We start from the raw sequence: 22,022 nt of genomic DNA on the forward strand, positions 1-22,022 counted from the left end.
AAAAGTTTCCTAAACCTTAATAGAACGTTAATACGGTGGCTATCTTTAGGATCTAAACTTTCAACCTATGTTCTTTAAAAAATTACTTGTCTTTGGGCTAGTAAGCTGCTCATTTACGATGTATGGGCAAGATTATTTTCCAGCAAACGCTGGAGTCAAGTCCAAAAACCAAAATTACACGGTGTTCACAAACGCCACCATTCACACCACTCCTACAGAAACCATTAAAAATGGAACGCTTGTAGTGCAAGATGGAAAAGTGGTCTCTGTAGGCAAATCTTCATCATATGCAAAAAATGCTATTGTTATAGATCTTAATGGTAAACATGTCTATCCATCCTTTGTAGACATCTATACTAATTTTGGTATCGATAAGCCTAAGCGTGCAGGAGGATCTGGACGTGCTTCACAATATGATAACTCTCGCGAGGGAGCTTACTGGAATGATCACATCTTATCTGAGCAAGATGGATATCAAGATTTTAAATACGACTCAAAAAAAGCATCCGAATATCTTGAGGCTGGTTTTGGCGTAGTTGTAACACATCAACACGATGGTATTGCACGTGGTACAGGAGCGCTTATCGCACTTAATAATGATGGAAATACTGCAAACCGCGTGATAGAAGATCGCCTTGGTCAGTATTTCTCATTTGATAAGAGTGTAACCTCACGTCAGTCATATCCATCTTCTAAAATGGGAGCAACAGCATTACTACGCCAGTTGCAGCATGATTTAGACTGGTATGAGAAAGGAAATATAGACACTAAGGATCTTTCTTTGGAGGCGCTTTCGCGAAACAAAGGTCTTCCGCAGTTTTTTGAAGGTGATGGTTTATATGATGACCTTCGTATAGATAAACTAGGAGACCAGTTTGGTATCGACTATGTAATTATTGCCGGTGGTGATGAGTATAAGCGTATCGGAGAAGTTAAGGCGATGAATCGTAAGATGATTCTCCCACTTAAATTTCCAGATGCCTACGATATGGAAAACCCATATGCCGCCGAATATGTAGCGCTTTCTGATATGAAACATTGGAATCAAGCACCTACTAATCCTAAGGCATTACAAGATGCAGGCGTGACATTTGCACTTACTACATTCTCACATAAATCTCCAAAAGATTTTAAAGACCACTTGATGAAGGCAATCAAGTATGGTCTTTCTAAGGAAAGAGCGTTAGAAGCACTCACTACTATTCCAGCAACAATGATTGGAAAGAGCGGTCAGCTAGGAGTTCTTAAAACAGGAGCTTGGGCAAACTTTATGATTACTTCTGGAGAAGTATTTGAAAAAGACACAGAGCTTTATGAGCACTGGATTCAAGGTAACAAAACAGTTATCAAGGATATGAACACAGTTGATATTGACGGTGTTTATACCATGAATATTGATGGAGCAGCATATGAGCTTGAGATTAAAAATTCAACAGAAAAAGCAAAAGCTAGTCTCAAAAAAGAAACAGAAGATGTAAAAAGCGAATTTTCATATAGCGATGAATGGGTAACAGTAACCTTCCCTCAAAGCGAAGGAAAATTTGTACGTCTTGTAGCAAGAGCATCTGCAGATGGTCTAAGAGGTAAAGCAATTCTTGCAGATGGTTCTGAGAAAAACTTTACTTCTACTAAGAAAGCATTAGACGCAAGTAAAGATAAAGACGATAAGAAAGAAGAGGACAAACCTCTTACGGTTATGCCACTTACCTTCCCTAATATGGCTTTTGGTTTTGAAACAAGACCGACACAGCAAGATATTTTAATCACAAATGCCACTGTGTGGACAAATGAAGCCGAAGGTATTCTAGAAAATACTGATGTCTTAATAAAAGATGGAAAGATTAGTGCAATAGGTAAAAACCTTTCTGCTCGTGGTGCTATGGTAGTAGATGGTACTGGTAAGCATGTAACTTCTGGTATTATAGATGAGCACTCTCACATTGCTGCATTTGCAATCAACGAGTCTGGTCATAACTCTACGGCAGAGGTTCGCATGAGTGATGTAGTTAACCCAGACGATTCTGATATTTACCGCAATCTTGCTGGTGGAGTTACAGCTATTCAATTATTACACGGATCTGCAAATCCTATTGGAGGACAGAGTGCAGTAATGAAATTAAAGTGGGGATCACCTATTGATGAGATGGTGATTTCAGATAAGAAGTTTATCAAATTTGCTTTGGGTGAAAACGTAAAGCAAGCAAACTGGAATAGCTTCTCAAGATTCCCACAAACGAGAATGGGAGTAGAGCAAGTATTTGTGGACTACTTTACAAGAGGAAAAGAATACGAAGCAAAGAAAAAGAGCGGTCAACCTTATCGCATGGATGAGGAGATGGAAACTATTGTAGACATCCTTAATATGGATCGTTTAATTTCTTGTCACTCCTATGTGCAAAGTGAAATTAACATGACCATGAAAGTGGCAGAGCAGTTTGGTTTTCATATCAATACATTCACACACATACTTGAAGGATATAAAGTTGCAGATAAAATGGCAGAACATGGTGTAGGAGGATCAACATTCTCAGACTGGTGGGCTTACAAATATGAGGTAAATGACGCTATTCCTTATAATGCAGCAATCATGCATAGAGCAGGAGTAACCGTTGCTATTAACTCAGATGATGGTGAGATGTCTAGACGTCTTAATCAAGAAGCTGCAAAAATTCATAAGTACGGTGGTATCTCTGAAGAGGATGCTTGGAAAATGGTAACTCTTAATCCAGCAAAACTATTACACATGGATGATCGCGCAGGTAGTTTAAAGCCTGGTAAAGATGGAGATGTTGTCATATGGACGGATCACCCACTTAGTATAAAAGCGAGAGCAGAGAAAACGATTATAGAAGGAAAAGTATTTTTCGATATGAACAAGGACGAAGAACTTCGTAATACAGTACAACGCGAGAAAGCACAACTTACTGCAATGATGCTTGCAGAAAAGAATAAAGGCTTACAAACGCAACCTGCCAAAAAGAAAGAAAAACAACGTATGCATTGTGATACAGAACAAACACTTTACTAAGATGAAGACACTACAACAACTATTAGTAGCCGTTGTTTTCCTTTTAGGAGCAACTGCAAGCGCACAACAAACACCGGCCTCAGCGCAATCTGCTGCCTACACTATTACAGGAGCAACCGCTCACGTAGGTAACGGAACCGTAGTAGAAAATGCTACGATTGTTTTTGAAAACGGTAAAATAAGCACGATTCAAAGCGGAGGTGCAACCACTAAAGGTGAAGTCATTAATGCTACTGGAAAGCATATATACCCTGGTTTTATAGCTACAAACACTACATTAGGTCTTGTAGAAGCAGCGGCCGTGAGGCAATCTAATGATGATGATGAGATAGGTGAGTTAATACCGCACGTACGTGGTATTATCGCTTACAATGCAGAATCTAAAGTAGTAGAGAGCATGAGACCAAACGGCGTACTTATGGCGCAAATTCGTCCTGTAGGAGGTACTATTTCCGGTTCTTCATCTCTTGTTCAACTTGATGCATGGAACTGGGAAGATGCTGCTTATAAGACAGACGAAGGTATCTTTATGGACTGGCCTAGTTCTATGCGACGCGGTCGCTGGTGGTTAGGTGAGGAGCCAGGTTATAAACCAAATAAAAATTACAGTAAAGATGTAAACGAAATCAAAACTTTTTTCAATAATGCTCGTGCTTATGGAAAAGGAAACACATCAAAAAATCTTCCTTTTGAAGCGATGCGTGGTATTTTTGATGGAACTCAAAATGTATATGTCTCTGCAAATGATCAGAAGCAAATACTTGATGTGATAGCATTTGCAAAGGAGATGAACCTCAAAAATGTAGTTCTTGTGGGAGGATACCAGTCTTACAAAGTAACTGCAGAACTTGTAGCGGCAAATATGCCAGTAATTTTACAGCGTGTACAAGAACTACCTTCTATGGAGGATCACGATTATGATTTACCTTATAAGTTGCCTAAGTTACTTACAGATGCTGGTGTTACTGTAGCGCTAGGATACGACTCAGAGTACTGGCAAGTGCGTAATCTTCCTTTTTATGCAGGACAGGTTACTCAATTTGGTATGAGTGATGAAGATGCACTTAAAATGATTACAATGAATCCTGCAAAAATCATGGGAGTTTCAAACACTGTTGGGACACTTGAAGTAGGAAAAGATGCAACACTTTTTATAAGTGAAGGAAATGCACTAGACATGAGAGGAAACATTCTTTCGAGAGCATTTATCCAAGGGCGTGATATAAGTTTAGAGTCTCACCAGACCAAGCTTGCAAAGCGTTATGCAGAGAAGTATGGACAAAAGGAGTAATCCTTACTCTTAGTTATATTAATGAATAAAGCCCGAGCAATTGCTCGGGCTTTTATTTTGCGGTAGATTACTAATGGCTATTTAATCACTATACAACCTTTACCAGAAATTCGGCTGGAGTAGCTGTCTACTTGAAGTCCATTACCTTCATAAAGTGCGGTACTTTCAGATAGGTATTGATCTATATCCGCTTTCGCGAAAGCGAGACAAAACATACTAGGTCCGCTGCCAGAAATACCAAAGGCTATGCATCCATTTTTTTGAGAAATCGCTTTAATCTCATCAAAATGGGGAATCAATTGCTTGCGATGTGGCTCTACAAGTACATCTTTGATGCTTTCCTTAAATAATTGCTTATCCCATTCATAAAGCGAGGCAACAAAGCCTGCCAGATGTTGTGATTGTGCAATGGCATCCTTGAGAGGCACGTGCGTGGGTAAAATCTCCCTCGCTTCTTTAGTTTTAATAGTAATATGAGGATGTAAAATCCCGACGAAAACCGTATCCATGGGAGGTAATGCAATTACTTTAAATGGATTGTAGCCAGTAACGAGCGTGGTACCTCCATAAATGCAAGGAGCCACATTATCTGCATGCTCATTGCCACTTGCTAGTGCTTCGCCTTTCATGGCGTAGCGCGTGAGTTCAAGATTAGATAATGGCTGTTCTAAAAACTGATTAATACCATACACCGCACCTGCAGCACTTGCACTACTGCTGCCTATTCCAGAACCGGAGCGTATCTTTTTATGAATTTCTATTTCTACTCCAAAATCTGCATTAACGCCTTCTAGCATTGCATTACCCGCCACACCAGCCACATTATTATGAGCTTCCATTGGGAGCTTATCACCTGTAATTTCTGTAATCGTAACTCCGCGACCTTCAGTTTTTCTAAAAACCATCTCGTCACCTATACCCTCGAGGGCAAATCCTAGCGAATCAAAACCGCAGTTTACATTTGCCACTGTAGCGGGACAAAATACGCGTATCTCAGTAGGATTATCAAGGCTTTGTACCGTGGCTTTTTTATGCATTTCTTGAGACATATAATTATTATCTAAGTCTTATGATATCGCTAAAAAGTCCGCTGGCGGTAACGTCACCACCTGCACCTGCACCTTTTACTATGAGCGGTTGCTCTGGGTAGCGTGCAGTGTAAAATAATACAATATTATCAGAACCTTCAAGGTTGTAAAACGGACTATCTGCACCTACAGATTGTAAGCCTACGCTTGCTTTGCCACTATCTAACTGTGCTACATATTTAAGGCGTTTACCAGCTGCTGTAGCATCGGCAACTAGTTGTTCAAAGTGTGCGGCGTCTTCTTTAAGTGTTTCAAAAAAGTGAGGAACGTCTGTGCTTTCAAGGTTGTTTGCTGTGAGAAATGGAGTATTTACAATATCTTCTAGCTCTAATTCAAGTCCGCTTTCTCTTGCGAGTATTAGGATTTTACGAGCTACATCTACACCACTTAAATCAATACGAGGATCTGGCTCTGTGTAGCCTTCTTCTTTGGCTTGTTGAACTACATCATAAAAGCTATCACCACTTTTAAAGTTATTAAAAACAAAGTTTAAACTTCCAGAAAGTACTGCTTGTACTTTAGTAATACTATCACCAGACGCGATAAGGTTTTGTAAAGTATCTATGATAGGTAAACCAGCGCCTACGTTGGTTTCAAACTTAAAGGGAGCATTATATTTTCTGCTCAATCGCTTGAGATTTGCATAGTATTCTTGTTTTCCAGCAGCGGCAATTTTATTACAAGCAACTACGGCAATACTATTTCTCAAGTATTTCTCATATGCCATCGCTACTGGTTCGTTTGCAGTAATATCTACAAAAACTGAGTTGCGCTGGTTGAGTGCAATTACTTTTTCGCGAAAGCGTACAATATCTGCCTTTTCACCTTGAGCCAGCGCTTCTTCCCAATTATTTAAATCGATAGCTCGTTCTGAGACGAGCATCATTCTACTGTTAGAAAGTCCTAGCACTCTTATGTTAAGGTTAAGGTGGTCTTTTAGATATTTTTTCTGAGTGTTAATTTGATCTAGAAGTTTTGCTCCCACATTTCCTACACCTGTAATAAAAAGGTTGATTTGCTTTCTGTTTCCTTCAAAGAAGACTTCGTGCAGGCTGTTAAGCGCTTTCTTTACATCTTTCTCGGCAATTACTGCAGAGATATTTTTCTCACTCGCTCCTTGTGCAATGGCGCGTATGTTTACGTTGTTTTTGCCAAGTGTAGAAAACATTTTACCAGAAATGCCTTGATGACTTTTCATAGATTCACCAACTAGTGCAATAATTGCAAGCGAAGTTTCAACAATCACCGGGTCAATCTTTCTTAGCGAAAGCTCGTAAGCAAACTCTGTTTCTATTGCTGTTTTTGCACGCAAGGCATCTGCTTCCATAACACCGATACAAATGCTATGTTCGCTCGAAGCTTGGGTAATGAGTATCACATTAATCTGCTGTAAAGAGAGTACTTCAAAAAGACGTTTTGAAATTCCAGAAATACCCACCATTCCCGCGCCTTCTAGCGTGAGTAGCGCAACGTCACTTATATGAGAAATCCCCTTTATAGGGTTTCCATTGCTTCCTTCTTGCTCTCCTATACGAGTTCCAGCTTCTTCTGGAGCCATTGTATTTTTGATATAAATAGGGATGTTTTTACTAAGCGCAGGCACAATAGTAGGAGGGTAGAGCACCTTTGCTCCAAAATGCGATAACTCCATCGCCTCGTGATATGATATGTCCCGTATAGGTTTTGCCTGTTTTACAAGCTTCGGATTTGCAGAGAACATCCCACTTACATCTGTCCATATTTCTAGTTGGTCAACTTCTAGCGCAGCTGCAATTATAGCCGCAGTAAAGTCTGAGCCGCCGCGGCCTAGCGTACTTGTTTCTCCCGTAGCAGTACTTGCAATAAATCCTCCTAGGATGGTGATGTTTTGTGACGCTTTCGCGAAAAATTCCTTGATATTTTCATTAGTGAGATCATACAATACACTGGCTTTGGTATGAGTGCCATCGGTAATGATAACTTGTCTACTGTCTTTTAATGTAGCTTCAATCCCTTGATGGTTGAAGGCTGCCGTTATGATACGACTACTTGTAAGTTCGCCAAAAGCAGCGAGCTTGTCTAGTGTTTTAGGAGAAAGCTCGTTGATTAAGAAAATACCCTTAAGTAAGTCGTCTAAGTGCGACATAAGCGCACCTATATCAGCCATAACTATGGCATCACCTTCGGTAAGTGCTTTTGCAAAAGCTGTGTGTTTTTGGTGTATTTCTAAAAACACATCTTTATAGGTTTCATCTTTTTGAGCAGCAAGCGTTCCGGCTTTTAGCAATAAATCTGTAATTCCACCCACTGCCGAAACAACCACAGCTACTGGATGTGAAGCAGCTTGGTTATTTACAATGGCAATTACTTTTTCTATGTTTTTAACACTCCCCACAGAAGTGCCTCCAAATTTTAATACGCGCATAGTATGCAATTTTACATTTTCGCGAAAGCGAAAATGGTATGAATAAACTAATTAATTTTTGTGTGTGGAAGAGATCCTTGCTCGCGCAAGTAATAGATAGATGATATGTACGACTATAACCCCAACGGGGTAATTGTACCAATAGTAATAGTGGTAGTCAAGAAAATCGAAGTGTATTGTGTTGTTCTCATCTTGTTTATGATATGTTAAATGTAGTACATTTACCTAAGGAGGCAAGATGTAGTTCTGAGTTTTGAGGATATGACAATTCTAGTCTTACATCTAGCACGATACTGATAATGTGATAATTTGACGTTTACTTTCGTGAATATTTAATGAATTAAAGAACATTTTTCTTCATGAAGATGAAGAAACTACCTAATTATAGCTAAATGAAAATATACAGCGCCAAACAAATTTACGAAGCAGATAAAGCAACCATTGAAAAAGAAGGGATTCCATCTTATAATCTCATGGAACGTGCCGGTGGGTACGTTTATGAGTGGATGAACCAGCGTTTACAAGGGCAGCCGGTGCCTATAAAAGTATTTTGTGGTATAGGTAATAATGGTGGTGATGCACTTGTAATAGCGCGTTTACTCCTTAAGAATGGCTATAATGTAGATACTTATATAGTACACTGTAATGATAAGCGATCTCCAGATTTTTTAAAAGCGTATGATGCCCTCAAGAGCGAAGTAAAAAAATGGCCAGAAATCATTAAAAGTGCCGAAGACTTCCCAGTAATCACTCCACAAGATATTGTGGTAGATGGAATCTTTGGGATAGGCTTAAATAGATGTCCAGATGATTGGGTAAAAGCACTTTTTGTAAAAATCAACGAGTCTAAGGCTTACACACTTTCTATTGATATTCCATCTGGAATGTACTCAGATAGAGGACCAGCAAAAGAAGACGTAATTGTACATGCTACTTTTGTACTTAGTTTTATGTCTCCAAAACTTGCCTTTTTCTTACCAGAAACGGGTAAATATATCAATATGTGGGATACCATTGATATAGGACTAGATCCAGAATTTCTTGCAAAAACTCCTACCGACGTTACGCTAATTTCAAAACCTGAACTCCAGCAGATGTATAAGGGAAGATCACAATATTCACATAAGGGAATGTACGGTCATAGCTTAATTATAGGTGGTAGTTTTGGAAAAATGGGTGCTGTGCAACTTGCTAGTAAAGCTGCTTTAAGAGCGGGTAGCGGTCTGGTAACTGCTTATGTACCGCAAATAGGCGTTCCTATATTACAAACGGCACTTCCAGAAGTAATGGTGGAGACCGATAATTATAATGGAAAAGTGTTTGAAGAAATAGATTTTCAAACCGAAGCAAATGCGATTGCAATAGGCCCAGGAATGGGAACCGATGAGAAAACGGTAAGAGCAATGGAGTCTTTTTTAAAGAAGCAAAAACAACCATTAGTGATAGATGCAGATGCGATTAATATCATCTCAAAACGACCATCACTTATGGAGCAAGTACCTCCATTATCTATTTTTACGCCACATCCAGGTGAGCTTGAGCGTTTGATAGGGAAGTGGGATGACGACTTTGATAAGCTAGAGAAAACAGCAAAATTTGCCAAAAATCATAATGTCATTATCGTAATTAAAGGTGCTCATACCATTACTGTTTATGATATGAGACTTTATATAAATACTACTGGTAATCCTGGATTATCTACTGCTGGTACTGGAGATGTGCTTACAGGAGTTATCACTGGACATATAGCTCAAGGTTACCACCCTATGGAAGCCGCTATGATGGGAGTTTATTTTCACGGACTTGCAGCAGATGTTGCCGTAAATCAATATGGAATAGAAGGACTCATAGCAGGTGATGTGACAGAGTTTTTAGGAAGAGCAGTAATGAGTCTCTTTGAAAAACCAGAGCAAGAAGGTGGGGCAGCACCACAGCAATAATTTATAGATATATCAAAAAAAAAATGGATAGCGTGTAAACGCTATCCATTTTTTTATACATGAAAGTTGTCTTATTCTGTAATCGCTACAGGAAAAGAAACTTGCACATCTGTCTCTCCTCCAGCATTACCTAAAGTTCCATCGTTAGGCTTTGTAGGCTCATGACGTAGTGTGATAGTAAGTGTACCAGAACCTGCAGTAGCGCCAGTTGTAAGTGTAACTTGAGTTCCTAGTGGATTACCGTTACCATCAAAATCCTCATAAGTCACAGCAGCGTCAAGGCCTGTACTAGGAGTATAAAACACTTGGTGCTCGTCAGATTCTTCTACTACTTCTTCGGTGATATCCTCGGCTGGGCTTTCTGTTTCATTCAGAAACTCAATACTGCCATTGTAGACAGTACTTACATCTAAGTCACCAGATACTGTTACTATAGGTGCATTAGGTCCATCTCCATCAAGATCTTGTGATGTAAGAACGATAGTGTCAGTACCTGAAGTTAAGGTAAGAGAAACTGTTGTTATAATTTCTTCTTCATTTATAATTTCTGGTATTGTTCCATCATCATCACTAGAACAAGCTGCAAGGCTAATAGCAGTAAGGGCGATAAGTGTGTAATTTCTAAAGTTTTTCATTGTTTGTGTGTTGTTACGCTTTCGCGAAAGCGTGATATTAATAATTAATTTTAAGTTGTAATAATACATTTCTACCTAGATCATCTGCAAAGTAGCGCTGGCGATTTAAGTACTCTCTATAAGAGGTGTCAAATAGATTATTTACCATTAACCCTACATTTAGTTTACTCTTATTACTGATTGCAAAATCAATGGAGCTTCTAAAGTTGAGTAGATGATAAGCATCGGGAGGTGTACTTATATCTACTAACTCTGTAGTGTTTGTTTCTGGTATAAAAACGTCAAAATTTGTATCTGGAAATTCATTTTGACGAAATACATAGTTACTTTCAAGTGACAGCTTTAAGTTATTTACCTCTGGAATACGGTATGTAATCGTATTACGAGTACTTGCCGAAGGCATATTAATTAAAGCACGGTCTAAAGTTTTATCCTTCCCTTTTACCAGTGAAAACTGGTTAGAAAATTCAAAACGATCTGTTACCTGAACGTTGTTATCTATGTCAAAACCTAACAGTCTTGCTTGTGTCTGTCTATACTCCCATACAGGAAAACTACCTCTTATAGTTTGCTGTACGCCTGTAGGCTCTATAAGGATAAAATCCTCAATAAAGTTTGCAAACGGGGCAATAGTAAAACTCCAAGTATCTGTAGATCTTGTAAAATTCAATGAAATTTTATTTGCGACTTCTTGATTAAAACTTAGATCACCTAGTTCTATACGGGCAGCACTCTGGTGTAATCCATCAGAAAATAATTCTGATACATTAGGCGACCGTGAAGCCAGCGCATAGTTTAAGGAAACTGTAGTCGCATCATTTACCTCATAAGAGGCTCCAGCAGTTGCCGAAAAGTTGTGATACTCAAACTCAGGTTTGACAAAAATTTGATTCTGAAATTCTTCGCGCTCAAACTGAGGGAATTGAACATCATAACCTCGGTCTTCCCATAAGCTTGTTGCATAAAACTTTTCTGCATTGATGCGGTTATAATCAAATCTAGCACCAGCTTCTAAAGTCCATTTACCAAAGTTTTTAGAACCTAACGCATATACACCAAAATCAAAAGCTTGGTAATCTGGGATAAGTCTTCTCACTCCGGTAGACGGATCAGGAAAATGATCTTGATAATTACCAGATACTCCCACTTTTGCATTGATGGAATTATCTGCCGTATAATCAAAGTCTATTTTCCCTCCAAAAGTTTCTAGTTGTAAATCAATAGAAGGTCTTAAGTCATCACTATCGCGACGTATATCAAACTCTAGTCTGTTGTTGCGCTGGTAATCTACTTGAGCGCTCAATTTTCCAAAGTTATCAAAGCGATAGAATGATTTAAGTTTTGCTATCTGGTGTGTTACTTCTTGTCTAGGGGCCTCAATATCGTATGTAAATGGCTCTACCACAAATGGCTCTTGGCTATTTATTGCAACCGAGAGATCTGAAGCATTACCTACGTGTGATGAGCGTAAAATACCAGACTCTTTGTCAAAAATCGAGTAACTACCCTCCACACCGTAACGGTATTTATTAACTCCTAAACGTACAGATATATCTTTCTCTGAAAGTGCTGTATTACTCAATACATAATCTGGTGCTTCTGCATCTCCAAAACGTTTTAAAGTCCCGTTTATGCCTCCGTACCAGCCATTGTTATAAGACTTTATCAATGAAGTTGTAATAGAACCTCCACGACCATTGGTCGCGCCGGTAATAATAGTTCTCCCAAAAATTGTGTCTTTAACAGGTACTTGCTCAGGTTCTATAATTATAGTACCACCTATAGCATCACCGCCATATTGTAAACCGGCAGCTCCTTTAATAACAGTGACTTCACCAGCTGCATTCACATCAATATTTGGCGCATGTTCTACACCCCATTCTTGATCTTGTAAACGCGTACCTTCTGTAATGAGAACAACCCTACTAGAGTGTAGTCCTTGTATTACTGGTTTTACTACAGAGTTACCTGTGTTTAATGAAGTGACACCGCTTAGACTTTTAAGCGCATCACCTAGTGAGGCTGCACTGTTACTTTCTAGAAAATCATGGTTTACAATAGCTTCTGTCGCTGTGCGACTTTTACTTTTATGAGCATGTGCTACAACTTCGACATCGCCTAGTGACTCTAGGTGATGTTCCATGTTGATATTACGAGTAGTATTGCTGTTTACATCTACTTTTACTATTTGAGTTTTACATGCAGGATGCGACACTTGTAGCGTGTAATTGTTTGTACAAAGTCCTGTAATAACATATTTGCCTAGGCTATCAGTCATCACAGCATCTTCAGACCCGGCAACTATAATAGTTGCACCAGATAATACTTCATTATCATGCAGGTCTATAATATAACCAGATAGGGTATAGGTACACTCTTGTGCTGTACTCGTAATACTCAGCAAGGCAATGCTAAGCCATAAATAAAATTTCATATAAAATTGTTTTGCTAATTATTGAATGTAATTCAATGCTTAACAAAACGGGGGACCACGATCTGAGGAACTTAAGATGGTGGTTGTGTATGATGTCTGTAATAAAACATCTACTTCTTTTGAGATGTGTATGGTGGGTGATGGGTACGCTTTCGCGAAAGCGTAAACTCCAGCCTTTACAATATGCAAATCACCAAGATCACAATCTAGTTTTGATTCGTGAACATGCACATCTCCTGTGAATTTACAGGTATCATAATGTTCATGGTTTGCTGTGCTGTGAGAAAAAGAAACTACAGCAGGCAACAAGAGAACAAGCATTGTAAGTAATGCTATAAGTCTTATAATAATAGAGTTGTCTTTTTTCAAGCTTTCTTTGAAAATAAAAATCCTAGTCCCATTCTTGAGACCATTTTAGTAGCGAACGCTTTGAAGAACGCATACTGACCAAATATCCATCCAAATATCACCAAAAGAACTTGATAAATGGGAAAAATTAACAAGATTCTAACAGGCCAATAAATCCATCCATTTGTAGCGTCTTTTCCTAAACCTATAAGTTCCATTAAGGGGTTTGAAATACGTCCAGCAGTAGATCCAGTAACCGCAAATGCTAAAAATATAGCGATAAGTTCCCAGCGATACGTCACTCCCCATCGTGAATATAGTTTTTTAAATAGCCAAAGCGTTATCCATATAATTAAGAATGTAATAGGCAAGCTAAGTAATATAGTGGCTATGGGAACTGATGTTTCATAGGCAGGAATATAAATAGCTCTTGCTATTAAGTATCCTGAGAAAAGAGCGGCAATTAATCCAAGTACCACATGAATAAACTGCCAATTTTGAGTGATTTCCCAGCGTTTTTTAAAGTCTTTCATAACGCTGCAAAAATACGATTATCGTAGTTTCTGATTGTTGCGTTCTTGGAAAAATTCAAACCAATTATATAATAGGTAATTAACTTCATACCCATAATCGGTATTAGAATTGTAATCTATGCGCTGGATGTATAGATTAGGGTCGTATTGTGATATGTTATTTACTCTGTTGTTATATTCAGTGACATAAAACCTATTTTTATTTTCTAAGAAAAACTGCCCATAAAACCCTCTAGGTCTTTGTGTAACTAGCCATGTATTAAACCCTGGTTCTATAATAATAATTTCATATTCTAGGCTGTCATTTGCAATGCGTACTGTGTCTGATGTATTATCTGCAGTATTGCCTATATCTTTTGTACCACTTGTAGTTGCGCAACCTATTATGGTTGCGGTAAGAATTGCTAAGTAAATTATCTTTTTCATAATCTTAAAGTTAAAGATTTTACCTGTGATACAGGTTTGTTTTATCGTAGTATTAACGATAGTACTAATTGTTATACCGTGTAAACTTACTAAGCAGTAACCTTTATTTAAAGCTATAATGAGTAAAGGAGACCTCTCAATGAGGGAACAAAAAAAGAGTGCCTGAAAAGGCACTCTTTATATATGAATAAATGTTTAATGGATTATTTTCCAAAAAGTCCTCCTAGAAGGCCTCCTATACCACCTTGTTTTTTATTGCTTCCTAGTACCATTCCTGCTACGTCATCTAAGATGCTTCCATCTCCATCTGCATCTAGTAGGGTAGTGATTAAGCTTTGGTTTTCTTGAGGTTGACCACCTAGCATGCTGCCTAGTAGTGCACTCATACCAGTACCATCACTTACGTTATTTTCTTTAGTTTGCTTTCCCAATACTCCCATAAGTATAGGCGCAGCAACTTTTAATATTTGAGCTACAGACCCGGCATCTACACCAGACTTGCTACTCAATGCATTTTCAACAGCAGGTTGTTTGTTTCCTAAAAGGTGTCCTAAAATTCCAGCACCATCATTTACTACGTCATCACTAGGTCCTCCGTTACCCATAAGGTCTCCAAGTTGGTCTAAAATACCACCACTGTGTTTTCCTGATAAAGCGCCCATTAAACCAGCTGCTCCTTCTGGTGTCTGTACGTTTTTCTTCATAGCTCCCATAAGTACTGGAAGTGCCATGCTTAAAACCTGTGCAGTTGCACCTTCAGATTGTCCTGACTTTGCACTTGCTCCGCTAATAAGAGATTTTCCTATATCACTATTTAATAAATCTAATAATCCTGCCATCGTTGTTATTTTTTAATGTTTACAAGATTCAAGGTACAAAATATTATAAGTCCTAAAATTACACATATAAAAAAACCACCCTTACGGATGGTATTTTTAGAATCTTGTCGATTATAGACAGTTTTAAGTCGATAAACAGTAAATTTTAAATTAAATGTTGGTGCTTACTGCATTTAAAAAAGGTGCTGTTACTTAAGGATTTCGATGATTTGCTCTGCTAGCTCTGTACCTATACGATCTTGTGCTCCACCAGTTGCTGCTCCAATGTGTGGAGATAAACTTACTTTAGGATTCATAAGCACTTGTACCGCTGGAGTAGGTTCGTTTTCAAAAACATCTAAACCTGCAAATGAAAGTTTGTTGCTATCTAAAGCAGCTACAAGTGCTACTTCATCTATAACCCCACCTCTTGCAGCATTTACAAGTGCAGCGCCATCTTTCATAAGATCAAACTCTGCTTTACCTATTACATAGTCTTTTTGTGCAGGAACATGAAGTGTTATAAAATCTGCAGATTTTAAAACTTCCTCTTTTGATACAGAAGTAAGATCAAACGCTACTGACTGTCCGTCAAAAAAAGGAACAGTAACTGTCGCTTTTTCTGTAAACGGATCATGAAAGATAACTTTCATTCCAACTCCCAAAGCAATTTTTGCAGTTTCTTGACCTATACGCCCAAAACCAATTACACCTAGTGTTTTACCACGTAGCTCGGTTCCTTTCGCGTAAGCTTTCTTTAATCCTTTAAATTTTGTGTCACCTTCAAGTGGCATATTACGGTTAGAATCAAATAAGAAACGAACTCCGTTAAACAAGTGAGCAAATACGAGCTCTGCCACAGATGCAGACGATGCTGCAGGTGTATTAATTACATGGAGTCCCTTATCTCTGGCATATTGCACATCAATATTATCCATTCCTACGCCACCACGTCCTATGATTTTTATGGATGGACAAGCGTCAATAAGTTCCTTACGTACTGTGGTAGCACTTCTTACTAAAATGACATCAATCTGTTTTTCATTAATGTAGTTTTCCAGTTGGTCCTGAGCAACATTTGTAGTAATTACTTCAAATCCTCCAGCTGTAAGAGCGTCTACTCCCGTTTGTGATATTCCGTCGTTTGCTAATACTTTCATCGTAAATGCTATTATATGCGGTTTAATATTGTTGTTTTGTCCTTGTGGATCTAAGCTTTTCTTTCTAGTTCGCTCATTACGTCTACTAGTACACCTACACTATCCATAGATAAAGCATTATACATAGAAGCTCTGTAGCCGCCTACACTTCTGTGACCATTTAAACCATTAATGCCTGCTTCTTTCCACATGGCATCGAAGGCATCTTTAAGATCACCATCTGTAAGTGAGAATGTAGCGTTCATGGTAGAACGATCTTCTTTGGCAGCAAATCCTTTAAATAGTGGATTAAGTTCTATCTCACTATAAAGTAATGTCGCTTTTTTATTATTGATTTCTTCAATCGCTTTTACGCCACCTTGTTCTTTTAACCAGCGCATAGTAAGCATTGAGATATATACTGCATATACAGGAGGCGTATTAAACATACTTCCTTTACTTATGTGCGTTTGATAATCCAGCATAGATGGAATCTTACGAGTCACTTTACCAAGAATATCTTCTCTTACTACAATAAGTGTAGTTCCTGCTGGTCCCATATTTTTCTGAGCACCTGCATAGATTAGGTCAAATTGATTAAAATCAATCTCTCTAGAAAAGATATCACTACTCATATCACATATAAGAGGACAATCTACCTCTGGGAAGTGCTTAATTTGTGTCCCAAAAATAGTGTTGTTACTTGTGAGGTGTAGATAGTCTAAGTTTTCTGGAAGTATAAATCCTTTAGGGATGTAATTGAAATTTGCCTCTTTACTAGATGCAACCTCAGCAACTTCTCCAAAAAGTTTTGCCTCTTTGATAGCCTTATCACTCCAAGTTCCAGTATTTATATAACCAGCCTTAGTTTCTAGTAGATTATAAGCGACCATTAAAAATTGCATACTCGCTCCACCTTGTAAAAAAAGTGCTTTATAGCCTTTACCTTCTAAGCCTAGTAATTCTAACGCTAGATTTCTAGCCTCGTCCATTACATCTACAAAGTCTTTACTTCTATGGGAAATCTCTAGAATAGAAAGTCCAGAATCATTAAAGTCTAATATAGCCTGTGATGCTTCTTTAAAAACATCCTGAGGTAAAATACAAGGTCCTGCGCTAAAGTTGTGCTTCTTCATGGTGTGCGTTTTTATGCGTTTTGTGCTTTACAAAGATGCCCAAATCGTTAGAAAAACCCACAGATAAATTGATAAAATATTGGCTATAATGTTGTCAAAAATGTAATAGTATCAACCCCATCTGCATAATCATAAAGCTCAGGTTTCTGAGTTTTTCCAATAGGAGTGAGTTCTTTAACTTTATCCTCTAGTGTAGTATTACCAACGATGCATTGAATACGATCTTTATCTATTTCAAGCTTTTCAACTAGGCTTTCTAGAGACTCATATTTCTCATAAAATAGAGTCGCAATAGGTGAGCCGTAGCTTCCATCTTCCTTAAGCATTAAGAAACCATTCTCTAAGAGCTCAAAAAGGCTCATTAGATATACCGCCTTGTTGTAATCATAATTATTGGCATATTTTGCACCATTCATAATATCGCTCCAGTGATAAATAGCTTTAAAAAAGGCATTAAAATTGTAATCTTGTGGTACATATAATTTTGATACATTACGGCATCCTAAACCGTAATACCTAAATATATCTTCACCTAGTGCAACAAGCTCATCTTCTGTTTCATTACCAGTAAGTACGGCAACAGAATTTCTGTTTTTACGGATAATGTTAGGCTTTTTACCAAAGTAATATTCAAAATACCTAGCCGTGTTATCGCTTCCCGTTGCAATCACTGCATCGTAAGCTGGTAATTTATCTTCAGTGAAGCTTATGGTTTCCTTAAAAGCAGGTTCTGCATATTCTAGATATTTTGCAAGAAAGGGTAGGAGGTGCTTATCATTAGACGATTGTTTTCCTACAAATTTATGCCCAGCAATTAATACGCACATAAAGTCATGAAAGCCTACTAATGGAATATTACCTGCCATGATTACGGCAACGGTTTGTTGTGATTGCGCTTTCGCGAAAGCGGTATCATACCCATCAAGCCACTCAGTAAGTTTTTCTTGAGTAAGTGACTGTGCCCAGCCTTCTAAAGCGAAGAGTATATTTTCTTTAGTGAACCAGCCGTTGTTTTCACTAGCTAGTTTAAACTGATGCTGCATTCCGTCAAAGAAGAGATCATTGTGTAATACTCCTTCTTTTTGGGCAATTGAGTCACGTGTAAACTGACTTAAAAATTTTCCTAGCTCAATAAAAGCGTTAATTCGTAGTTGAAGTGTCATAGGTTTTGGCAAATCGGTGTCTAGGCGTTATTTTTGTGCAAAGTTACCCAAAAAGAAAACTATGGCAATTATCATAACAGACGAATGTATAAACTGTGGAGCTTGCGAGCCTGAGTGTCCTAACACTGCCATTTACGAAGGCGCAGATGACTGGCGCTATGCAGATGGAACAGACCTAGAAGGAAATGTTGTCTTACCTAACGGAAAAGAAGTAGATGCAAATGAAGCACAACAACCTGTGAGTGATGAGATTTACTATATCATTCCAGATAAGTGTACCGAATGTAAAGGTTTTCATGACGAGCCACAATGTGCTGCAGTATGTCCAGTAGATTGCTGTGTACCGGATGATGAGCATGTAGAAACAGAGGAGGTATTGCTAGCAAAACAATCATTTATGCATAAAGATGCATAAGTATCATGCTCTATAAAACAACAAAGCCATCCCGTAAGGATGGCTTTGTTGTTTTAAATAACCGCTAGAAGTTCTCCAGTAATATTATGGATAACTTGCTGTAATCTTCTAGCATAGTCCAGCAACGCTTTAATTTCTTTAATCGTGGCAGGTCGCTCTTTGTTAAAAATAAGTAGCTGATCTCCTTTTGATTCTATGTGGTAATAAGGATTGCTCTCTAAGAAATGAATAAGCTCATTAGAAAAGAAACTCTTAATGGCATACTCGTTTTCTCCTAATAAAAAGAATCGATTAGAAAAATCTGTATGGCCATCAATGTTGATGTCATTCCACCCAGTTATTGCATAAAACTTTTCTAAAAATCCTTCTTTATCTATTGTAAACGATGGAATAGGAGTAGGCAAGTCTATGGTGATCATAGTTGAGCGTACGGTTCCCTGTGCTATAAATTCTCCTTCGGAATAGATAATATCAAAAAGATGCAGCACATTATCATCATCCTTAAACTCGTTATATGAGTGATTTATATGTTTTGTCTGGAAATAAAGGAAATCTGTAAGCTCATGAACATCTTCATTTTTTTCTGGATGATATTCTAGATTATAGCTTTGAGCAAGTTCTTCAAGTGATACTTGGCGTTTGGTTTTACTCTTTGTAAACATCTTAGGCACTGTTATCATCTTGCGAAGTGCAAAAGGATGAGCAGAGTCTGTATCATGCATGTCTAAACCTACAACCTCAAAGTGCCCACCTTTTTTACTGAATACTTCTTGAAAGTCGTGAAGATTCTCCATGACTGTGTGATCTACAAAGCTACATTTTGAAAAATCTACTACCACATCCTGGCTCTCAGGAATAGCTTCGAGCTTTTGTTTGAGTTTGTAAAAGTTTAAAAAAGTACAAAAGTGTTTTACACTCACATAATAGTTACTTCCTCCTTTGTCTCCAGTTTCTTGGAACATCAACACGTTAGGCTTAAACATGTTTCTAAGAAATAGCCCTGTGCTTTTATTTAAAAGAATATGAATGATAAATGTGATGACAATACCTGCTAGAATACCAGATATAAGATCTACAAACAAGGTAGTTAGTAATGTAACAAAGAAAATAAGTACTTGTTCTTTTCCTATGGTAAACATCTTTCTCACAACTACAGGTGAAGCAAGCTTATATCCTGTATATACAAGAATAGCCATTAAAGCCGGCAATGGAATACGTGTAAGTTGTGTGCTAAATAATGCAATAAAAATAACTAAGAATGTAGCGTGGCTAAAGTTGGCACTTCTATTAGTACCTCCATTATTTACATTTACAGAACTTCTAGCAATTACAGTAACCACATTAAGTCCACCTAGAAACCCAGAGCCTACAGTCGCAAGACCTAAGGCCTTGAGGTCACGATTAATATTTGATCTACGTTTGAGGGGATCTAGCTTGTCTACTGCTTTTATACTAAGCAACGATTCTATACTTGCGATGAGGGTAAGTGACAAGACACTTGTCCAGAAGGTAAATGTCCCAACAGACCCAAAATTAGGTATAGGTAAATCCTCTACGATATCTCCTAGTGCTGGGATACCACTTATCATATATTCTTGAGCAATAGGATTAGGTAAACCAAGTACAAGCTCATAATAATAACTAAAACCTATAGAGAGTAACACGATCCACATAGGTGCAGGGACGAGTTGTAAATATTTGTTTCTGATTTTTCCATAAAAAATCATGATTGCAAGACTGCCTACGCCAAAAATAGCGGCAAAGATGAGTCCTGTATCTGTATAACTGAAAACGCCAATAATTGAATTTGGGATTTCAAGTAGATAGTCAATGCTCCCGTCGCGTGTAATTTTATTCCCGAGCATGATGTGGAACTGCTTTCCTAGGATAATAAGACCGATGGCGGCTAACATCCCTTGTATGGCAGAAGAGGGAAAGAAATCTGCTAGTTTTCCCATACGCAGAAAACCTAACAACATAAGTAGTCCGCCAGAACAAATAATAGCAGCATAGGTGCTTTCTAAGCCTAAAGCTGTAATTGCTATGAGTACTACTCCCACAAGACCATTTCCGGGTCCTGTAATGGTCACATTACTACCACCAAGTATGGAGACTAGTATTCCTCCTACAACAGCAGTAATAATTCCTGAGATAGGCGGAGCCTCACTAGCCATTGCAAGTCCTAGACCTAATGGTAGTGCAATAAGACTTACCACGAATCCTGAAAAAATATTTCGCGGAAGCGTTTTAAAAAAATTATTTATGGAATTCTCTTTTGGACTCATCGTACAATTAAAACATCTGTAGGGAGTTCTGTGAGAATATGCTCAATATCATGTGGAAATAAACGATCCAAAAATGATGTTTTTGATGGGGCGTTCATGATTAATAAATCTGCTCTTACGACCTCTGCATAGTGACCGATGGAGTATCCTCGTTTTCCAAAAATGGCTTGAGACCTTGCATCTACACGTTGCTGTATTTCTTTAGGCACTTTATTTATAATTTGCTGTACTCTGCTTTCCTCTCGTCTACGCAGTTTTTCTTTAGCAATATTTGCTCGGCGTAGTGAGGTATCATCATCTACATTTACGTGAATTTCGTTCTCAGTAATTTCTTCTACGATGGTCATTTTATCTGCACTCAGACCGTGAGCAACGTAAAAGGCAGTGGTAATGGTTTGTTCTGTTTTTGGATCTTCAAGCCCATTTACAACTACATGTTTACACGGAATACGTGTAACAGAGGGATTGATAAGTAAGAGCACAGAGCAAGAGGCACCTCGCGTTATTTTTCTGGCAATAGACCCTAAGTAGTAATTGACAAAATTTTCTCTTTGAAGGGCACCAACAATGAGTAAATCAATCTTTAAAGTACTGGCAGCTTCTATCATCACTTTAACAGGGTCTCCAGGCTTAAATACTATTTCAGATTTAAGACCTTCTTGATGAAAACTAGTGAGTAACTTCTCAAAAGATTGATGTTTCACATCTGTATGATCACCTACGTGAATCACTACTAACGTTGCATTAAAATGAATACATAGTCTAGCAGCCTCGTACAAGTTTGCTTTGAGGTTAGGAGAGAAGGTGGCGCCTACGCCTATAATTTTAAAGGGATTGGGACTCACAGAGTCGTTTAGTTTTATGAGTGAGTCAAGGTAACATAATTATACATAACAATGATGTATATCCTGACTTTCCAGATATGATGACAACAAGCTG

The 22,022-nt window shown here is 38.1% G+C and carries 17 protein-coding genes; 4 read left to right on the forward strand and 13 right to left on the reverse strand.

Features of this window, described 5'->3' with window-relative positions; genetic code table 11:
* Positions 1-67 precede the first annotated feature (67 nt).
* On the forward strand, positions 68-3,028 hold the full coding sequence (locus KRODI_RS12255; protein ID WP_013751926.1) for an amidohydrolase family protein: 2,961 nt from the start codon (positions 68-70) through the stop codon (positions 3,026-3,028).
* A 1-nt stretch (position 3,029) separates the two neighbouring features.
* Positions 3,030-4,319, forward strand: a complete 1,290-nt coding sequence (locus KRODI_RS12260) for an amidohydrolase family protein (RefSeq protein ID WP_041295702.1) — start codon at positions 3,030-3,032, stop codon at positions 4,317-4,319.
* 77 nt (positions 4,320-4,396) lie between these two features.
* Here KRODI_RS12260 and KRODI_RS12265 read toward each other — a convergent pair whose 3' ends face one another.
* The gene (locus KRODI_RS12265; protein ID WP_013751928.1) at positions 4,397-5,368 is read right to left on the reverse strand and encodes a homoserine kinase; all 972 of its coding nucleotides are present in this window, start codon (positions 5,366-5,368) and stop codon (positions 4,397-4,399) included.
* 7 nt (positions 5,369-5,375) lie between these two features.
* A complete protein-coding gene (thrA, locus tag KRODI_RS12270) occupies positions 5,376-7,811 on the reverse strand; it encodes a bifunctional aspartate kinase/homoserine dehydrogenase I (protein WP_013751929.1) in 2,436 nt (811 codons plus the stop codon).
* Positions 7,812-8,203: 392 nt separating this feature from the next.
* Here thrA and KRODI_RS12275 point away from each other — a divergent pair, with 392 nt between their 5' ends.
* The gene (locus KRODI_RS12275) at positions 8,204-9,751 is read left to right on the forward strand and encodes a bifunctional ADP-dependent NAD(P)H-hydrate dehydratase/NAD(P)H-hydrate epimerase (RefSeq protein WP_013751930.1); all 1,548 of its coding nucleotides are present in this window, start codon (positions 8,204-8,206) and stop codon (positions 9,749-9,751) included.
* A gap of 71 nt (positions 9,752-9,822) precedes the next feature.
* Here KRODI_RS12275 and KRODI_RS12280 read toward each other — a convergent pair whose 3' ends face one another.
* The 9 genes from KRODI_RS12280 to KRODI_RS12320 form a co-directional block, all read right to left on the reverse strand.
* Positions 9,823-10,386, reverse strand: a complete 564-nt coding sequence (locus tag KRODI_RS12280) for a hypothetical protein (RefSeq protein WP_013751931.1) — start codon at positions 10,384-10,386, stop codon at positions 9,823-9,825.
* 37 nt (positions 10,387-10,423) lie between these two features.
* Positions 10,424-12,820 carry a TonB-dependent receptor gene (locus KRODI_RS12285; protein ID WP_013751932.1) on the reverse strand — a complete coding sequence of 799 codons (2,397 nt, stop codon included), beginning with the start codon at positions 12,818-12,820 and terminating at the stop codon, positions 10,424-10,426.
* A 39-nt stretch (positions 12,821-12,859) separates the two neighbouring features.
* Positions 12,860-13,189: a hypothetical protein gene (locus KRODI_RS12290; protein WP_013751933.1), complete on the reverse strand. Its 330-nt coding sequence runs from the start codon at positions 13,187-13,189 to the stop codon at positions 12,860-12,862.
* The gene (locus KRODI_RS12295; protein ID WP_013751934.1) at positions 13,186-13,701 is read right to left on the reverse strand and encodes a DUF6787 family protein; all 516 of its coding nucleotides are present in this window, start codon (positions 13,699-13,701) and stop codon (positions 13,186-13,188) included. Before KRODI_RS12295 ends, KRODI_RS12290 begins: the two co-directional genes overlap by 4 nt.
* Positions 13,702-13,719: 18 nt before the next feature.
* Entirely contained in the window at positions 13,720-14,127 is a 408-nt protein-coding gene (locus tag KRODI_RS12300) for a DUF6146 family protein (protein ID WP_013751935.1), read from the reverse strand.
* A 203-nt stretch (positions 14,128-14,330) separates the two neighbouring features.
* On the reverse strand, positions 14,331-14,966 hold the full coding sequence (locus tag KRODI_RS12305; protein ID WP_013751936.1) for a DUF937 domain-containing protein: 636 nt from the start codon (positions 14,964-14,966) through the stop codon (positions 14,331-14,333).
* A gap of 188 nt (positions 14,967-15,154) precedes the next feature.
* Positions 15,155-16,105 (reverse strand): D-2-hydroxyacid dehydrogenase, encoded by a 951-nt coding sequence (locus KRODI_RS12310; protein ID WP_013751937.1) that lies wholly within the window; start codon positions 16,103-16,105, stop codon positions 15,155-15,157.
* Positions 16,106-16,155: 50 nt separating this feature from the next.
* Positions 16,156-17,220, reverse strand: a complete 1,065-nt coding sequence (gene serC / locus KRODI_RS12315) for a 3-phosphoserine/phosphohydroxythreonine transaminase (protein ID WP_013751938.1) — start codon at positions 17,218-17,220, stop codon at positions 16,156-16,158.
* An 83-nt stretch (positions 17,221-17,303) separates the two neighbouring features.
* Positions 17,304-18,383: an acyl-CoA reductase gene (locus tag KRODI_RS12320; RefSeq protein ID WP_013751939.1), complete on the reverse strand. Its 1,080-nt coding sequence runs from the start codon at positions 18,381-18,383 to the stop codon at positions 17,304-17,306.
* Positions 18,384-18,444: 61 nt separating this feature from the next.
* On the opposite strand from KRODI_RS12320, the gene KRODI_RS12325 reads away from it, so the two are divergent.
* Positions 18,445-18,798 carry a 4Fe-4S dicluster domain-containing protein gene (locus KRODI_RS12325; protein ID WP_013751940.1) on the forward strand — a complete coding sequence of 118 codons (354 nt, stop codon included), beginning with the start codon at positions 18,445-18,447 and terminating at the stop codon, positions 18,796-18,798.
* A gap of 53 nt (positions 18,799-18,851) precedes the next feature.
* Here the strand turns inward: KRODI_RS12325 and KRODI_RS12330 are convergent, their stop codons facing one another.
* Together KRODI_RS12330 and KRODI_RS12335 are read right to left on the reverse strand one after the other, a co-directional pair.
* Complete coding sequence (locus tag KRODI_RS12330) at positions 18,852-21,083, reverse strand: SulP family inorganic anion transporter (protein ID WP_013751941.1); 2,232 nt, start codon at positions 21,081-21,083, stop codon at positions 18,852-18,854.
* Positions 21,080-21,928: a universal stress protein gene (locus tag KRODI_RS12335; RefSeq protein WP_013751942.1), complete on the reverse strand. Its 849-nt coding sequence runs from the start codon at positions 21,926-21,928 to the stop codon at positions 21,080-21,082. Before KRODI_RS12335 ends, KRODI_RS12330 begins: the two co-directional genes overlap by 4 nt.
* Positions 21,929-22,022 lie beyond the last annotated feature (94 nt).

Source organism: Dokdonia sp. 4H-3-7-5 (genome assembly GCF_000212355.1).
Classification (GTDB): domain Bacteria; phylum Bacteroidota; class Bacteroidia; order Flavobacteriales; family Flavobacteriaceae; genus Dokdonia.

Coding starts and splice junctions, on each gene's coding strand:
- KRODI_RS12255 (WP_013751926.1), top strand. CDS start 68: ATGTTCTTTAAAAAATTACTTGTCTTTGGGCTAGTAAGCTGCTCATTT.
- KRODI_RS12260 (WP_041295702.1), top strand. CDS start 3,030: ATGAAGACACTACAACAACTATTAGTAGCCGTTGTTTTCCTTTTAGGA.
- KRODI_RS12265 (WP_013751928.1), bottom strand. CDS start 5,368: ATGTCTCAAGAAATGCATAAAAAAGCCACGGTACAAAGCCTTGATAAT.
- thrA (WP_013751929.1), bottom strand. CDS start 7,811: ATGCGCGTATTAAAATTTGGAGGCACTTCTGTGGGGAGTGTTAAAAAC.
- KRODI_RS12275 (WP_013751930.1), top strand. CDS start 8,204: ATGAAAATATACAGCGCCAAACAAATTTACGAAGCAGATAAAGCAACC.
- KRODI_RS12280 (WP_013751931.1), bottom strand. CDS start 10,386: ATGAAAAACTTTAGAAATTACACACTTATCGCCCTTACTGCTATTAGC.
- KRODI_RS12285 (WP_013751932.1), bottom strand. CDS start 12,820: ATGAAATTTTATTTATGGCTTAGCATTGCCTTGCTGAGTATTACGAGT.
- KRODI_RS12295 (WP_013751934.1), bottom strand. CDS start 13,701: ATGAAAGACTTTAAAAAACGCTGGGAAATCACTCAAAATTGGCAGTTT.
- KRODI_RS12300 (WP_013751935.1), bottom strand. CDS start 14,127: ATGAAAAAGATAATTTACTTAGCAATTCTTACCGCAACCATAATAGGT.
- KRODI_RS12305 (WP_013751936.1), bottom strand. CDS start 14,966: ATGGCAGGATTATTAGATTTATTAAATAGTGATATAGGAAAATCTCTT.
- KRODI_RS12310 (WP_013751937.1), bottom strand. CDS start 16,105: ATGAAAGTATTAGCAAACGACGGAATATCACAAACGGGAGTAGACGCT.
- serC (WP_013751938.1), bottom strand. CDS start 17,220: ATGAAGAAGCACAACTTTAGCGCAGGACCTTGTATTTTACCTCAGGAT.
- KRODI_RS12320 (WP_013751939.1), bottom strand. CDS start 18,383: ATGACACTTCAACTACGAATTAACGCTTTTATTGAGCTAGGAAAATTT.
- KRODI_RS12325 (WP_013751940.1), top strand. CDS start 18,445: ATGGCAATTATCATAACAGACGAATGTATAAACTGTGGAGCTTGCGAG.
- KRODI_RS12330 (WP_013751941.1), bottom strand. CDS start 21,083: ATGAGTCCAAAAGAGAATTCCATAAATAATTTTTTTAAAACGCTTCCG.